At 73.3% G+C, this 13,467-nt stretch carries 16 protein-coding genes; 10 read left to right on the top strand and 6 right to left on the bottom strand.

Annotated features, from left to right (window positions below; translation table 11 throughout):
* Positions 1-40: 40 nt before the first annotated feature.
* Positions 41-1,138 (bottom strand): hypothetical protein, encoded by a 1,098-nt coding sequence (locus tag ACGFIG_RS20335; RefSeq protein WP_393005007.1) that lies wholly within the window; start codon positions 1,136-1,138, stop codon positions 41-43.
* Positions 1,139-1,167: 29 nt separating this feature from the next.
* On the bottom strand, positions 1,168-1,488 hold the full coding sequence (locus ACGFIG_RS20330) for a PadR family transcriptional regulator (protein ID WP_393005585.1): 321 nt from the start codon (positions 1,486-1,488) through the stop codon (positions 1,168-1,170).
* A 94-nt stretch (positions 1,489-1,582) separates the two neighbouring features.
* On the opposite strand from ACGFIG_RS20330, the gene ACGFIG_RS20325 reads away from it, so the two are divergent.
* A complete protein-coding gene (locus tag ACGFIG_RS20325; RefSeq protein WP_393005005.1) occupies positions 1,583-2,464 on the top strand; it encodes an LLM class flavin-dependent oxidoreductase in 882 nt (293 codons plus the stop codon).
* 58 nt (positions 2,465-2,522) lie between these two features.
* Here ACGFIG_RS20325 and ACGFIG_RS20320 read toward each other — a convergent pair whose 3' ends face one another.
* Positions 2,523-2,954 carry an ASCH domain-containing protein gene (locus ACGFIG_RS20320; RefSeq protein WP_393005003.1) on the bottom strand — a complete coding sequence of 144 codons (432 nt, stop codon included), beginning with the start codon at positions 2,952-2,954 and terminating at the stop codon, positions 2,523-2,525.
* Positions 2,955-3,057: 103 nt separating this feature from the next.
* Here ACGFIG_RS20320 and ACGFIG_RS20315 point away from each other — a divergent pair, with 103 nt between their 5' ends.
* Positions 3,058-3,594 (top strand): alpha/beta hydrolase, encoded by a 537-nt coding sequence (locus ACGFIG_RS20315; RefSeq protein ID WP_393005001.1) that lies wholly within the window; start codon positions 3,058-3,060, stop codon positions 3,592-3,594.
* A gap of 15 nt (positions 3,595-3,609) precedes the next feature.
* Here ACGFIG_RS20315 and ACGFIG_RS20310 read toward each other — a convergent pair whose 3' ends face one another.
* Complete coding sequence (locus ACGFIG_RS20310) at positions 3,610-4,161, bottom strand: phosphoribosyltransferase family protein (protein ID WP_393004999.1); 552 nt, start codon at positions 4,159-4,161, stop codon at positions 3,610-3,612.
* Positions 4,162-4,337: 176 nt separating this feature from the next.
* Here ACGFIG_RS20310 and ACGFIG_RS20305 point away from each other — a divergent pair, with 176 nt between their 5' ends.
* The 4 genes from ACGFIG_RS20305 (at position 4,338) to ACGFIG_RS20290 (ending at position 9,294) form a co-directional block, all read left to right on the top strand.
* Complete coding sequence (locus ACGFIG_RS20305) at positions 4,338-4,985, top strand: septal ring lytic transglycosylase RlpA family protein (RefSeq protein ID WP_393004997.1); 648 nt, start codon at positions 4,338-4,340, stop codon at positions 4,983-4,985.
* Between the two features lie 100 nt (positions 4,986-5,085).
* Entirely contained in the window at positions 5,086-6,213 is a 1,128-nt protein-coding gene (locus tag ACGFIG_RS20300; protein WP_393004995.1) for a PP2C family protein-serine/threonine phosphatase, read from the top strand.
* A gap of 160 nt (positions 6,214-6,373) precedes the next feature.
* Positions 6,374-8,230 (top strand): acyl-CoA dehydrogenase, encoded by a 1,857-nt coding sequence (locus ACGFIG_RS20295; protein WP_393004993.1) that lies wholly within the window; start codon positions 6,374-6,376, stop codon positions 8,228-8,230.
* A 794-nt stretch (positions 8,231-9,024) separates the two neighbouring features.
* Complete coding sequence (locus ACGFIG_RS20290) at positions 9,025-9,294, top strand: DUF6458 family protein (RefSeq protein WP_013730795.1); 270 nt, start codon at positions 9,025-9,027, stop codon at positions 9,292-9,294.
* Positions 9,295-9,413: 119 nt separating this feature from the next.
* Here ACGFIG_RS20290 and ACGFIG_RS20285 read toward each other — a convergent pair whose 3' ends face one another.
* The gene (locus ACGFIG_RS20285) at positions 9,414-9,950 is read right to left on the bottom strand and encodes a SixA phosphatase family protein (protein WP_393004991.1); all 537 of its coding nucleotides are present in this window, start codon (positions 9,948-9,950) and stop codon (positions 9,414-9,416) included.
* Between the two features lie 116 nt (positions 9,951-10,066).
* Here ACGFIG_RS20285 and ACGFIG_RS20280 point away from each other — a divergent pair, with 116 nt between their 5' ends.
* Positions 10,067-10,351 carry a DUF6458 family protein gene (locus tag ACGFIG_RS20280; RefSeq protein ID WP_393004989.1) on the top strand — a complete coding sequence of 95 codons (285 nt, stop codon included), beginning with the start codon at positions 10,067-10,069 and terminating at the stop codon, positions 10,349-10,351.
* A gap of 100 nt (positions 10,352-10,451) precedes the next feature.
* On the opposite strand, the gene ACGFIG_RS20275 is transcribed toward ACGFIG_RS20280, so the two are convergent.
* On the bottom strand, positions 10,452-11,129 hold the full coding sequence (locus ACGFIG_RS20275; protein WP_393004987.1) for a hemolysin III family protein: 678 nt from the start codon (positions 11,127-11,129) through the stop codon (positions 10,452-10,454).
* A gap of 107 nt (positions 11,130-11,236) precedes the next feature.
* On the opposite strand from ACGFIG_RS20275, the gene ACGFIG_RS20270 reads away from it, so the two are divergent.
* Genes ACGFIG_RS20270 through ACGFIG_RS20260 form a run of 3 tightly spaced genes read left to right on the top strand, consistent with a single transcriptional unit; the run spans position 11,237 to position 13,456 of the window.
* Positions 11,237-11,869: an allophanate hydrolase subunit 1 gene (locus ACGFIG_RS20270; RefSeq protein ID WP_393004985.1), complete on the top strand. Its 633-nt coding sequence runs from the start codon at positions 11,237-11,239 to the stop codon at positions 11,867-11,869.
* On the top strand, positions 11,866-12,723 hold the full coding sequence (locus ACGFIG_RS20265) for a biotin-dependent carboxyltransferase family protein (protein WP_393004983.1): 858 nt from the start codon (positions 11,866-11,868) through the stop codon (positions 12,721-12,723). The genes ACGFIG_RS20270 and ACGFIG_RS20265 overlap by 4 nt, the downstream gene beginning before the upstream one ends.
* Positions 12,707-13,456 (top strand): LamB/YcsF family protein, encoded by a 750-nt coding sequence (locus ACGFIG_RS20260; RefSeq protein ID WP_393004981.1) that lies wholly within the window; start codon positions 12,707-12,709, stop codon positions 13,454-13,456. Before ACGFIG_RS20265 ends, ACGFIG_RS20260 begins: the two co-directional genes overlap by 17 nt.
* The last annotated feature ends 11 nt before the right edge of the window (positions 13,457-13,467 follow it).

Genomic DNA, 13,467 nt, shown 5'->3' with positions numbered 1-13,467 from the left:
CCCGCACCCGTCCGGCCGGCCCGGGTGCCGGGGACGGCGGTCAGCCGACGGCGGCCGTCGGCAGTGGATCGCGCCGCGGTGCGGCGGCCAGGGCCAGCGTCAGCAGCGCGCTCGCCGCGCCCACCACGAAGAGCAGCGAACCCGCCGGCTGACCCAGCCACTCCCACAACGGATGCCAGGTGGGGTGCGGCTGGGCGCGGTGGTGACCGAGCAGGTCGGGGGCGGTCAGCAGGACGGGCGCCCACCAGAGGAACAGGGTGACCCCGAGCAGGACGCCGACCGTTCCCGGGGTGCGGCGCGCCGCCTCGGTGCGCCGGCTGGCCCACCCGAAGACCAGCCAGCCGAGGGCCGCGCCGAGCAGTCCGCCCGCGACCCCGGCCGGCAGCACGGCCGGGGGAGCCGCCCGGCTCAGCGTCAGCGACAGGTTGCCGCCGTCGGGCGACGGCGGGGCGGCCACATGCAGCTGGAGGACCGTGTCGCCGCGTCGGGCGAGCACGGTGGTGTCGGTGGTCGTGACGAGCGGGGCGCAGGTCTTGTCGACGCAGCCCAGGGCGCTGCGCACCGTCGGGGCGTACACCTGCCAGCCGGTCTCCCGCAGGCGCCGCTGCGCGAGCGCGAGCGTCTCGTCGGCGGACATCCGGGGTGCGCCGGCGGTGCCGGCCACGACCTCGCTCTGCTGGTATTCGCCGCCGTCGCCGAGCAGCAGGTTGTCGAGCGCCCGCACGGTGAGTGGCTGGCTGTAGAAGGTGAAGAGCGCCGGTGCCAGCTCGACGTCACCGAGGTCGTGACCGGGCAGCACGGCGGTGAAGACGGCGGCGGTCTCGGCCCGGTCGGGCAGCGGCGCAGAGGTCTCCCAGGCGGCGCGGGTGGCGAGGGCGGCGGTGAACAGGCCGCAGATGACGGCGGTGAGGGCGGCCCAGACGCCGACCGTACGGCTGGCTGGTCGTCCCAGCCGGCAGCGCAGGCCATGCCGGATCAGGTTGACGGCCTCGCGCGGCGTGGGCCGGGTGCGGCCCGGAGGCGCCGCGTCCAGCAGGACCCCGACCATCTCGTCGGCCCGGGCCCGCCGGTAGGCGCGGGGATGGCAGAACAGCAGCCGTCGGTAGCGGCGGGCGAGCCGGTCGCCGGTCGTGGGCATGGCTGTCCTCTCGATCGGTACGGGGGCGGTCAGGCGGTGCCGGGGCGCAGCGCGCGCAGACGGGTCTCGGCGGCGGTGGCGAGCTGGCGCAGCCGGGCGGTCTCGGCGTCCAGGGCGCGGATCCCGTCCGGGGTGAGGCGGTAGTAGCGGCGGAGCCGACCGTCGACGGTCTCCTCGCGGTCGGGCGCGACGAGCCCCTGCGCGTGCAACCGGTCCAACGCGGCGTAGAGGGTGCCGGGCAGCAGGGTGACGCGCTGCGCGGAGAGAGCGGTGACCTCCCGGATGATGCCGTAGCCGTGCCGGGGGGCACCGGCGAGCGCGGTGAGGATCAGGAAGGTCGGCTCACGCATCGCGGTCACGGTCGGCACCATATTCAGATCATCGATATATGGTCAACCCCTTCCGGACGCGCTTCCGGACAGCGGCGGCTCTAGGCTGGCGATCATGCGGATTGGCATCGTGATCCTTCCCGACCAGCGTTGGTCCGACTCGCGGCGCCGCTGGCGGCAGGCGGACGAGTGGGGCTTCGACCACGCCTGGACGTACGACCATCTGGGCTGGCGGGACCTGGTCGACGGGCCCTGGTTCGACTCCGTGGCCACGCTGACCGCCGCCGCGACGGTGACCTCCCGGATCCGGCTCGGCACGCTGGTCGCCTCGCCGAACTTCCGTCATCCGGCGGCGTTCGCCCGGCAGGTCACCGCGCTCGACGACGTCTCCGACGGGCGGCTGCTGCTCGGCCTCGGTGCCGGCGGGATCGGCTTCGACTCGGCCGTACTGGGCGGGGAGACGTTGCCGCCACGGCAGCGGGTGGACCGGTTCGCGGAGTTCACCGAGCTGCTCGACCTCATCCTGCGCGAGGACGGCACCACCTGGCGCGGGGAGTGGTTCTCCGCCGTGGACGCCCGCAACAACCCGGGCTGCGTGCAGACGCCCCGGGTGCCGTTCGTGATGGCTGCCAACGGGCCCCGGTCGATGCGGCTGGCGGCACGGTTCGGCCAGGGCTGGATCACCACCGGCCCGGACGCGGACGACCTGGAGAGCTGGTGGGGTGGGGTGGCTGAGGCCGCCGCCCGGATGGACGGGACGCTCGCCGCGGCCGGGCGCGACCCGGGCACCCTGGACCGCTACCTCTCGCTCGACTCCGCGCCGGTCTTCTCGCTGCGCAGCGCCGAGTTCTTCGCCGAGCAGGTCGGCCGGGCCGCCACCCTCGGCTTCACCGACGTGGTCACCCACTGGCCCCGGGCCAGCAGCTGGTACGCCGGTGACGAGGCCGTCCTGGTGGACGTCGCCACCCGTCTGCTACCCGAGCTGCGTCGCGCCTGACGGGCGAGGCCTGGGTGTCGTAGCGGCGGGCCGACGTACGCGTCGATCCGCCGCGCCCTCAGGTGCCGAGGTCCCCGGTGGCGATCCCGCCGTCGCCGCCGGAGACCAGCCGGAAGCGGATGCAGACAACCTCGCTGTCGTCGGTGACAGGGGTGCCCACGCGCGCCCAGTAGGCGGCGTGGCCCGCGCGCCACTCCTCGATGGAGCGGTCACCCTCCCCTTCGGAGCGGGCAAAGTCCCACGGCACGTCCGCGAAGCGGACCACCTCGACGCCGGTGACCTCCACGACGCCGACCAGCGCGTCCTCGTCGTCGACGAGGGCCAACCGCTCGCCGGCGTGTTCCAGCTCCTCGCCCTCCTCGGCGTACTCGGTGGTCAGCCCGGCGGTCGCCGTCTTCACTCCGGCGAGGACCAGGGTGTTGAGCCGCGTCCGCAGCTCACCGGGGGCGCCGAGGGCGAGGGTGCGCAGTCCACCGATCCGAGGCCACATCCCGCCGACGGTACCGTCGCCGACGGCCGCAGTCGTGACATTTCCGCCCCCACCGTCGGTGCGGCGGGCGCTACGGTGGGTGGGGCGACGATCGGGAGGCGGCATGGCGGACAGGCGCGTGGTGCTCATCCCCGGTCGGGGCTACGACACCCGGTTCCCGCTCTTCGTCTACGTCGGCGAGGCGCTGCGCCGCGCCGGCTACGCCCTGCACGCCGTCACGTGGGAGGTGCCGGAGCGGTTGGCCCCCGACCGGGAGGGGCCGGGGCCGGCCGTCGAGTGGGTGATCGGCCAGGTCGCACCGACCCTCGCCGAGCCGACGGACCTGCTGGTCGGCAAGTCGCTCGGCTCGATGGCCACGCCGCTCGCGGCCGACCGCCGACTGCCGGCCGTCTGGCTGACCCCGCTGCTGCACGTCCCCGACGTGGTCGACGGCCTGCGTCGCGCCACCGCGCCGTTCCTGCTGGTGGGCGGCACGGCGGACCCGTCCTGGGACGGCTCGCTGGCCCGCCGCCTCACCCCGTACGTGGTGGAGATCGAGCAGGCCGACCACGCGCTGATGGTGCCGGGTCCGCTGGCCCGCTCGGCGGAGGCGCTCGGCCGGGTCTCCACGGCCGTCGAGGACTTCGTCCAGATCAGGTGACCGGCACAGGCGGCGTCAAGTAGTCAGGTCGGCGCCGTTCACGAGCCCGCGTACGCGCAGCTCGGTGGCGAGCGCCGGGGGGCAGTCCAGCACGACCGTGGCGGTGCCGACCGGTTCCGCGCCCCGAGCGGCGCAGATCTCGTAGAGCGCGCGGACCTGGGCCCCGGTGGCGACCCAGTCGTCCACCACCAGCACCCGGTCGCCCTGGCCGAGGCCGTGATCCCGTACGGCCAGGTCGACCCGCCGGCCGCGGAAGTCCGGTGGGCTCTGCGCCCAGGTCAGCGCCCCGGCGGGCAGCCGGCCGTCGCCCGGCTTGTGCGCCGGCACGAAGCCGACCCCGAGCGCCGTCGCGGCGAGCGGACCGAGCAGGTATCCGGTGACCGCCGGCGAGACGACCACCGTCGGCCGCGCGGCCCGGAAGGGCTCCACGAGGGCCGGCCCCAGCCGGGCGAGGACCTCCGGGTCACGCCACCAGCCGGAGACGTCGCTGACCAGGTGGCTGGCGCCGGGGCCGGGGTCGATCCACCTGACCAGCGCGGCGAGGCGTCCGCTCAGCTCGGAGGGCATGCACCCATCCTGCGCCACACGAGCCGACCCGGGCCGCTCGGTCCACCTCGGGTCGGATGATCGGGTACACGTATCACTGCAATTACGGTCATAATACCGTGATCACGTTGACTTCGGATGTGCTTCTCTCGTTACGGTCCGACCCGGTTTGTTCAGGTGACGAAAGGACCGGACCGGTGGCTGGCAGGCACTCCCGTACCCGCATGTTCTCCTCGCCGGCCGGCATCGCGGCCACCGCGGCGGTCGGGGTGGCCCTCGCCGTCGGCGGCACCGTCGGTGCCGTCCAGCTCACCTCGGGCGGGGAGACCTCCCGGCCGGCCGCGCTCGACCTCGCGCCCACCGACCTGCCGGCCAGCGTCGCCCCCAGCGCGCCGGTCACCCCGCCGAGCGCCGGCACGTCGCCGAGCGCCAGCGCCTCGCCGAGCGCGACCGCGAGCCCGAAGGCCAGCCGGTCCGCCCAGGCCCCCTCCCGGAGCAAGCCGCGCACCGCCGCGCCGAAGCCCACCGCGACGAAGAAGAGCAGCACCGCCCGTCCGGTGGTCGACAGCGGCTCGTGCGGCGCGTCGTTCTACTCCGAGGGGCAGCTCACCGCCAACGGCGAGAACTTCAACCCGTCCGCGCTGACCGCCGCCCACAAGACCCTGCCGTTCGACACGATGGTCCGGGTCACCAACCCGGCGAACGGCAAGTCCGTGACCGTACGCATCAACGACCGTGGCCCGTTCATCGCGGGGCGCTGCCTGGACCTGTCCCGGGCCGCGTTCGCCGACATCGCCCCGCTCGACGCCGGCCACGTCGAGGTCCGCTACGAGGTGCTGGGCTGACCGCCCGCCGGGTGGCGAACGGCCGGGTGGCGCGATCCAGGTGGGCAGAACATCCTCGGACGACGGGCCAGGTTCATTCACCCGCTCACGTCCATCAGGCATGCTGTCCCTCGTACGCACGCGACCCTTCCAGTCGGGCCCCGGCCCACTGAGCCCCGGATCCCGCGCCGGACTCGGCGCGGCCTTCGTCCTGCTCGCGATCGTCTCGGCCGTGGAACTGGCCGACGGCCGTCCGGCGAACTACATCGCGCTCATGGTGGCCGCGCCGTTCCTGACCGCGGCGCTGGCGTCGTGGCGGATCGTGCTCGGCGTGGGCCTGGCCGCCACGGCCCTGGGGGCCGCCTTCGCGTTCGGCGAGGAGACCGTGGCGCTGCCCACGGCGGTCGCCGTCGCGGGCATCGCGCTGGGCACGGGGATCGCGGTCGCCACGGCAGCCGTACGGCAACGCCAGGCCGAGCGGATCGCCGAGCTGTCCCGGCTCGCCTCGGTCGCCCAGCAGGCCGTGCTGCGCCCGCTCGGTCCGCAGGTCGGCACGCTCTCGGTGGCCGCCCGGTACATCTCGTCCACCGCCACGGCGGAGATCGGCGGCGACCTGTACGAGGCGGTCGACACGCCGTACGGGGTGCGGATGATCATCGGAGACGTGCGGGGCAAGGGCCTCGACGCGGTCCGGCTCGCCAGCATCGTGCTGGGCTCGTACCGGCATGTCGCGTACGAGCGGGCGGACCTGCGGGCCATCGTGACCGACCTGGACCGGGCCGTCGCCCGGAGCGTGGGCGACGAGGACTTCGTGACCGCCGCGCTGGTCGAGGAGCGGGGCGGAACGCTCACCATCGTCAACTGCGGCCACCCGCCGCCGCTGCTGCTGCGCCGGGGCGCCGTCATTCCGCTCGAACCGCCGGCCCCCGCCCCGCCGCTCGGCTTCATGCCGGTGGTACGCCCCCGGGTCGAGCGCCTGGAGCCCGGCGACCGGCTGCTGCTGTTCACCGACGGGCTCGGCGAGGCGCGCCGGGACGGCGAGTTCTTCCCGACCGCCGACCGGGCCTGGCGGCTGCTCGGCCACGGCACCGTCGGCGACGGGCTCGCCTCGCTGGAGACCGCCCTGGTCGAGTGGGTGCACGGCCGGCTCGACGACGACATCGCCCTCGTCCTGATGGAGTACACGGGCTCGCGCGGCGCCGCGACGGTGGCCGTACCGAGCTGGGAGGTCGGCGCGGCCGAGAGCTGAGCCGACCCGTGCTGAGCAGGGTTCGGAGGTCCGTTCGCAACCCGAACGGGAAGTGTGTAATCGCCGTCACTTCTGAGATCGGCTTGTCGCTGCCTACCCATCGGTAATACAGTCGGGGTTACTGATCGGTAACACCTGTCCGGAAGCGGGGCCAGCGAGCATGACCCACTACAAGAGCAACCTTCGGGACCTCGAGTTCAACCTCTTCGAGGTCTTCGGGGCGGACCAGGCGTTCAACCAGGCGCCGTACACGGACCTGGACGTCGACACGGCGCGCGACATCCTCGCCGAGGTCGACCGCCTCGCCCGCGAGGACCTGGCCGCCAGCTACACGGACAGCGACCGCAACCCGCCGGTCTTCGACCCGGCCACGCACACCGCGCCGCTGCCGGAGTCGTTCAAGAAGTCGTACCGGGCGTACATGAACTCCGAGTTCTGGCGGCTGGAGCTGCCGACCGAACTGGACGGCAGCAACGCGCCCCGGGCGCTGGTGTGGTCCCTCGCCGAGCTGATCGTCGGCTCCAATGCCGCCATCTGGATGTACGCCTCCGGCCCGTCCTTCGCGCACGTGCTCCAGGTCGAGGGCACTGAGCAGCAGCAGAAGTGGGCCAAGCTCTTCGTCGACAAGCAGTGGGGCTCCACGATGGTGCTCACCGAGCCGGACGCCGGTTCGGACGTCGGCGCCGGCCGGGCCCGCGCCATCCCGCAGCCCGACGGCTCCTGGCACATCGAGGGCGTGAAGCGCTTCATCACGTCCGCCGAGCACGACCTCAGCGACAACATCATCCACTACGTGCTGGCCCGCCCGGTCGGCGTCGAGGGTGTCGGCGGCCCGGGCACCAAGGGCCTCTCCCTGTTCGTGGTGCCGAAGTACCACTTCGACGAGAACACCGGCGAGCTGGGCGAGCGCAACGGCGTCTTCGCCACCAACGTCGAGCACAAGATGGGCCTGAAGGTCTCCAACACCTGCGAGCTGACCTTCGGCGAGCACGGCGTACCGGCCAAGGGCTGGCTGCTGGGCGAGAAGCACGAGGGCATCCGGCAGATGTTCATGATCATCGAGAGCGCCCGGATGATGGTCGGCACCAAGGCCATCGCCACCCTCTCGACCGGCTACCTGAACGCCCTGGAGTACGCCAAGAGCCGGGTGCAGGGCGCCGACCTGACCCAGATGGCGGACAAGACCGCGCCGCGCGTCACGATCACCCACCACCCTGACGTGCGCCGCTCGCTGATGCTGCAGAAGTCGTACGCCGAGGGTCTGCGCGCCCTGGTCTGCTACACCGCCACCTGGCAGGACAAGGTGGCCATCGCCGAGGCGGCGGGCGACGAGAAGGCGACCAAGCTCGCCAAGCGGGTCAACGACCTGCTCCTCCCGCTGGTCAAGGGCGTCGGTTCGGAGCGGGCGTACGAGCTGCTCGGCCACGAGTCGCTGCAGACCTTCGGCGGCTCCGGCTTCCTCCAGGACTACCCGCTGGAGCAGTACGTCCGGGACGCGAAGATCGACACCCTGTACGAGGGCACCACCGCGATCCAGAGCCTCGACCTCATCTTCCGGAAGATCGTCCGGGACAACGGCAAGGCCCTGATGGCGGTCGCCGGCGAAGTCCAGGAGTTCATCGCCACCGAGGCCGGCAACGGCCAGCTCAAGGAGGAGCGGCAGGCGCTGGGCAAGGCACTCGCCGAGATCCAGAACATGATCGGCGTGATGACCGGCTGGCTGGGCGAGGCGCAGGGCGGCGACCCCCGGGCGCTCTACAAGGTCGGCCTGAGCAGCCGCCGGTTCCTGCTGGCGATCGGCGACCTGGTCGTCGGCTGGCTGCTCCAGAAGCAGGCCGACGTGGCCCTGAAGGCCCTGGCCGGCGAGGTCTCGGCCAGCGACAAGGCGTTCTACACCGGCAAGGTGGCCGCCGCCCGGTTCTTCGCCCGCGAGGTGCTGCCCCGCATCGGCGCCGACCGGCGGATCATCGAGGGCACCGACCTGGACATCATGGACCTCCCGGAGGAGGCCTTCTGACATACGCCGTGGCGCCCTGCGGCGCGGCGGTGAAGCCGGGGACGACTCGACGGTGACTCGGCACGACGGCCGGTGGGCGACAGCCCGCCGGCCGTCGTCGTCCGTCGTCGCCTGCCCCTGAGCTGGGTGCAGCTCCGCCAGGGGTGCGCGCCCGCGCTCTGTGGCGGTGCCCCCGCCCTGTGGCGGTGCCCCCCGTTCTGCAGCCGTGCAAGGGCCCCTGTGGCGGTGCCCCGCCCTGCGGCGGTGCACGAGCCCTGCGGCGATGCACCCGCCAGAGGCGGTGCACCCGCCAGAGGCGGTGCCGGACGTCGGGTACTCCCACGAACTCATCAGGTGCAACCAGCAAAGGTTGCTCACGGATCGTCACGACGGGCGACCGGTCGACCTCACCCTTTGCCGCTCCTTTGCTCTGCAGCCGCGGACGCACCAGTAACTCAGGGTGTCCGTTGCGTCCGTGGCTGCAGAGCAAAGGAGGCGTGCGGGTATGTCGTGTGGAGGGCCAAACGGGCTATCTATGGCCCCGGAGGCGGTATTAAGGTCGAGAGTCCGATTCGTCGTGCTGAGAATAGGTCACTTTCGGTAGTCGCGTTGGCTGCCCGATCGTGGTTACTCTCCGCAGTTGGGGCCGTGCGTCGGAGGTGCCCACGCCGGGATGGCAGCCGAGGCGCGGCAGCGGGCGGGTCCAGGGCGCTATTCGCAGACCTCATCCGGGTAGCCCGGCGGTGTGGCGGGTAACCGTCGCGAGGCCACGTCAGAGAACGCCCAGAGCCACCGCACGGGGGAGTGCAGCGCACATGGGCATTGGTAGCGGAATCTTCCTGATCGCCATCGGCGCGATTCTGACCTTCGCCATCAGAGCCAACGTCTGGTGGGTCGACCTGCGCGCGGTCGGCTGGGTGTTCATCCTGGCCGGGCTGGGCGTCCTGCTCACCACGCTCTGGTTCTGGCAGGACCGTCGCAAGCGGGCACGGACCCTCATCGTCGAGGAGAACCGGCTCTCGCACCCGACCGCGATGATGCCACCGCCGCCCGACCCGCCGCCGCCGACCGCGCCGCCGTCCTGACCGGGCTGGGACCGCGCGCCGCCGTCCTGAGCGGGCTGGGACCGCGCGTCGTCGTTTTGGCCGGCCCCGAGAGTTCGCGAGTCGCGAGCTGAGCCGCCCGCCGCGTACCGGCGGGCGGCTCAGGCGCGTGCGGTGTGCCGGTCGCTGATCGGCGCCCTGTTGTTGCCGAGTTCCGGCCAGGCGACCTCGGGCCGGTGCACCACCACGTCGCTGGTGCGCATTCCGTCCCGGTCCGCCCGCGCCGGGTCGAGCAGCGCCGAGAGCAGTGAGATGCCCGGGTTGTGCGCGATCAGCAGCACCGTACGGGCGCTCGGGTCCACGTTGCGGAGCAGCCCCAGCAGCTCCTCCGGGGCGGCCTCGTACGCGCCGGTCTCGTAGCGCACGACGGGGGCGGGGCCCGCCGAACCGCCCTCCGGCGGCGATCCGGTCATGCCCATCGCCACCCCGTGCCAGGTCTCGCGGGTGCGCCGGGCGGCCGAGCAGACGACCACGTCCGGCAGCAGGCCGTGCTTGGCCAGCCACGCGCCGGCAGCCGCGGCGTCGGCCTGGCCCCGCGCCGACAGGGGGCGCTGTACGTCCGGTGTCTCCCCGGGCGGCTCGGCCTTGGCGTGCCGGAGCAGCACCAGTGTGCGCCTCTGGGCGGCAGCGTCCGTCATGTCCCCAGCTTGCCCGATTGGCGATCAGAGCGCCTGGGTAAGTCGATGGATGCCGCAACCTCACCGATGGCCGCGGCGGAAGGAAACGCCAGGGGACAGCCGAGGAGGCGACGAAAATGGGCTTTGGTAGCAGTATCTTCCTGATCGCGATGGGTGCGATCTTCGCGTTCGCCGTGGAGGCGGATCTCGGCTGGCTCAACCTGTCGGTGGTCGGCTGGGTGCTGATGCTCACCGGCGTGGCCGTCCTGCTGATCACCCTCCACTTCTGGAACTCGCGTCGTCGGACCGTGGTCGCCAGCGCGCGTGGCGACCGGGTGGTCGCCGAGCAGGTCGTGCCGGTGCAGGACGACCGGGTCGTGGAGGAGTACCGCGAGGTGCGCCGGCCGCGCCGCACCGTCTGACGTCCGCACGCATTCTTCTGCCGGGGCTCCGCCACGTGGGCGGGGCCCCGGTACGCGTCCGTCAGGTGTGGAACGTGCGCCCGGCCACCTTCAGCCCGCGTCAGGCGAAGAGGGCGAAGTAGATGGCGATGTGGTGGCAGAGCGCGGCCAGGAGCGTGCAGGCGTGGAAGAACTCGTGGTGGCCGAAGACGGTGGGCCAGGGGTTGGGCCGGCGAAGCGCGTAGAAGACCGCGCCCACGGTGTAGATCGCGCCGCCGACGATGAGCAGCACCAGGGCCGTGACGCCACCCTGGTGCAGGATGTCGGGGAGCATGGCGACCGAGACCCAACCGAGCGCCAGGTAGAGCGGCGCGGAGACCCAGCGCGGGGCGTGCGGCCAGACCAGCTTCAGCGCCACGCCCGCGAGCGCGCCGCCCCAGACCAGCGCCAGCATGATCGTGGCGGGCCGGGGTCGCAGCAGCAGTACGCAGAACGGCGTGTAGGTGCCGGCGATGAACACGAAGATCATCGAATGGTCCATCCGGCGCATGATCTGGTAGCCGCGCTCCGACCACACCCGTCGGTGGTAGAGCGCGCTGGTGCCGAAGAGCCCGCACACCGTCAGGCTGTAGACGAGGCAGCTGACCAGCGGGGCCCAGCCCGGTCGGGTCGCGGCGATCGCGCTGAGCACGATGCCGCAGAGCAGCGCGACGAAGAACGCGTACGTGTGCAGCCAGCCGCGCATCCGGGGCTTACCGATGTCGACCGGCTTGAGTCGAAGCCGTGCGGAGGTCGTCACGCACTTAGGTTACGACACCGTAGGTTACTTTCAAGTAGTGCGTCCGCTCACGTGGGACGGCCGCCGACCGGCCCTGGCGCCGTACGCCGGTCGGGGAGTATGGCGGGATGCGGATCCGACCCGTCGGGGCGCACGCCCTGCTGATCGACTGTGCCGGCGCCGACCAGGTGGAGGCGTGGCGGGCCGAGCTGTGGCGGCGGCGCGAACACGGCGAACTGACCGCCGTCGAGATCGTGCCGGCGGCCACCACCGTCCTGCTCGACGGCGTGCCGGACCCCACGACGACAGCCGCGCGGATCGCCGCCTGGCAGCCCCGGCCGGGCACCCCCGGGCCCTCCGACGCGTCGGCCGCCGCCAGCGCCGACCAGGTCGAGGTTCCGGTGACGTACGACGGGGAGGACCTGCCCCTCGTCGCCGACCACTGGGGCGTGGACGTGCCGGCGGTGGTCGACCGGCTGCGGCGTACCACGTTCCGGGTGGCCTTCTGCGGCTTCGCCCCCGGGTTCGCCTACCTGACCGGGCTCCCCGCCGAACTGGCGGTGCCCCGACTGCCCACCCCGCGCCCCCGGGTGCCGGCCGGCTCGGTCGCCCTGGCCGGCCCGTACGCCGGGATCTATCCGACGGCCTCGCCCGGCGGCTGGCTGCTCGTCGGGCGCACCGGAGCGCCCCTCTTCGACGTGCACGCCGACCCGCCGGCCCGGCTCACCCCGGGCACCCGCGTACGCCTGGTGGCCGCGTGAGCGGGACGATCGAGGTGCTCCGGGCCGGGGCGCTGACCACCGTCCAGGACCTGGGCCGGGCCGGCTGGGCGCACCTGGGCGTACCCCGGTCGGGGGCGCTCGACCCGACCGCGCTGCGGCTGGCCAACCGGCTCGTCGGCAACCCCGAGTCCGCAGCCGGGCTGGAGATCACATTGACGGGCTGCGAGCTGCGGTTCCACCGCGCGGCGGCGGTCGCCGTCACCGGTGCCGAGACCGCCGTACGGGTCGGCGACCGTCCCGGCGACGTCGGCCGGCCGCTCCCGGTGCCGGCCGGCGCGGTGCTGCGCATCGGCCCACCCCGCGACGGCCTGCGCAACTGGCTCGCGATCGGTGGCGGGATCGCCGTCGAGCCGGTGCTCGGCAGCCGCGCCACCGACACCCTCTCCGGGCTCGGCCCGCCGCCACTGCGCGACGGCGACCGGCTGCCCCTGGGCGCACCGACCGGGCCGCCCGCCGGCGTGGACGTCACCGTCGTGGCGCCCACCCCGACCGAGCTGCGGCTGACCCTGCGCCTCGGCCCCCGCGACGACTGGTTCACCGCGACCGCACTGGACCGGCTCTTCGGCAGCGCGTACACGGTGAGCCCGGTCAGCAACCGGGTCGGCGCGCGACTCACCGGCGCGACGCTGCCCCGCGCGGTGGCCGGGGAACTGCCCAGCGAGGGCATCGTGCTCGGCGCGGTGCAGGTGCCGGCGGACGGCCAACCGCTGGTCTTCCTCGCCGACCACCCGACCACCGGCGGGTACCCCGTCGTCGGGGTGGTGGACGACGTGACCCCGCTCGCGCAGGCCCGCCCAGGCACTACGGTCAGGTTCCATGGACCTCAACGCTGACCTCGGCGAGGGATTCGGCCTCTGGCGGCTCGGCGACGACGCGGCGCTGCTGGACCTCATCACCTCCGCCAACGTCGCCTGCGGCTTCCACGCCGGCGACGCGTCCACCATGCGCCGGGTCTGCGAGGTCGCCGCCGAGCGCGGGGTGGCCGTCGGCGCGCAGGTCGGCTACCGGGACCTCGCCGGCTTCGGCCGGCGCCACATCGCGTACGACTTCGCGGAGCTGCGCGACGAGGTCACCTACCAGCTCGGGGCCCTCGACGCGTTCTGCCGGCTGTTCCGCACCCGGGTCCGCTACCTGAAGCCGCACGGGGCGCTCTACCACGCCGCCGCCCGCGACGAGGTCCAGGCTGCGGCGCTGGTCGCCGCCGTCGGCGACTACGACGACCAGCTGCCGCTGCTCTGCCCGCCCGGCTCGGTCCTCGCCCAGCTCGCCGCCGGGGCGGGGCTGCGGGCCGTCGCCGAGGGCTTCGCCGACCGGGGCTACCTGCCCAACGGCTCGCTGGTGCCGCGCACCGCCCCGAAGGCGCTGGTGACCGACCCGGAGGAGGTGGCCGCCCGCGCCGTCCGGATGGCCACCGAGCGGGCCGTCGTCGCGGTCGACGGCAGCGTCGTTCCGTGCCCGATCGAGTCGATCTGCCTGCACGGCGACACCCCGGGCGCGGTCCGCTGCGCCGAACTGGTGCGCGCCGCCCTGATCGACGCCGGCGTCACGCTCACCCCGTTCGCCTGAGCGGGGTCCCA

This window comes from Micromonospora sp. NPDC049048, assembly GCF_043197615.1.
GTDB lineage: Bacteria > Actinomycetota > Actinomycetes > Mycobacteriales > Micromonosporaceae > Micromonospora.
Note: the sequence above shows the minus strand (reverse complement) of the source record. Positions and strands in the feature narration are given on the sequence as shown.

What these genes read in the sequence shown, in the direction of transcription:
- ACGFIG_RS20335 (WP_393005007.1), bottom strand. Translation starts at nt 1,138, where the DNA reads ATGCCCACGACCGGCGACCGGCTCGCCCGCCGCTACCGACGGCTGCTG.
- ACGFIG_RS20330 (WP_393005585.1), bottom strand. Translation starts at nt 1,488, where the DNA reads ATGCGTGAGCCGACCTTCCTGATCCTCACCGCGCTCGCCGGTGCCCCC.
- ACGFIG_RS20325 (WP_393005005.1), top strand. Translation starts at nt 1,583, where the DNA reads ATGCGGATTGGCATCGTGATCCTTCCCGACCAGCGTTGGTCCGACTCG.
- ACGFIG_RS20320 (WP_393005003.1), bottom strand. Translation starts at nt 2,954, where the DNA reads ATGTGGCCTCGGATCGGTGGACTGCGCACCCTCGCCCTCGGCGCCCCC.
- ACGFIG_RS20315 (WP_393005001.1), top strand. Translation starts at nt 3,058, where the DNA reads ATGGCGGACAGGCGCGTGGTGCTCATCCCCGGTCGGGGCTACGACACC.
- ACGFIG_RS20310 (WP_393004999.1), bottom strand. Translation starts at nt 4,161, where the DNA reads ATGCCCTCCGAGCTGAGCGGACGCCTCGCCGCGCTGGTCAGGTGGATC.
- ACGFIG_RS20300 (WP_393004995.1), top strand. Translation starts at nt 5,086, where the DNA reads ATGCTGTCCCTCGTACGCACGCGACCCTTCCAGTCGGGCCCCGGCCCA.
- ACGFIG_RS20295 (WP_393004993.1), top strand. Translation starts at nt 6,374, where the DNA reads ATGACCCACTACAAGAGCAACCTTCGGGACCTCGAGTTCAACCTCTTC.
- ACGFIG_RS20290 (WP_013730795.1), top strand. Translation starts at nt 9,025, where the DNA reads ATGGGCATTGGTAGCGGAATCTTCCTGATCGCCATCGGCGCGATTCTG.
- ACGFIG_RS20285 (WP_393004991.1), bottom strand. Translation starts at nt 9,950, where the DNA reads ATGACGGACGCTGCCGCCCAGAGGCGCACACTGGTGCTGCTCCGGCAC.
- ACGFIG_RS20280 (WP_393004989.1), top strand. Translation starts at nt 10,067, where the DNA reads ATGGGCTTTGGTAGCAGTATCTTCCTGATCGCGATGGGTGCGATCTTC.
- ACGFIG_RS20270 (WP_393004985.1), top strand. Translation starts at nt 11,237, where the DNA reads ATGCGGATCCGACCCGTCGGGGCGCACGCCCTGCTGATCGACTGTGCC.
- ACGFIG_RS20260 (WP_393004981.1), top strand. Translation starts at nt 12,707, where the DNA reads ATGGACCTCAACGCTGACCTCGGCGAGGGATTCGGCCTCTGGCGGCTC.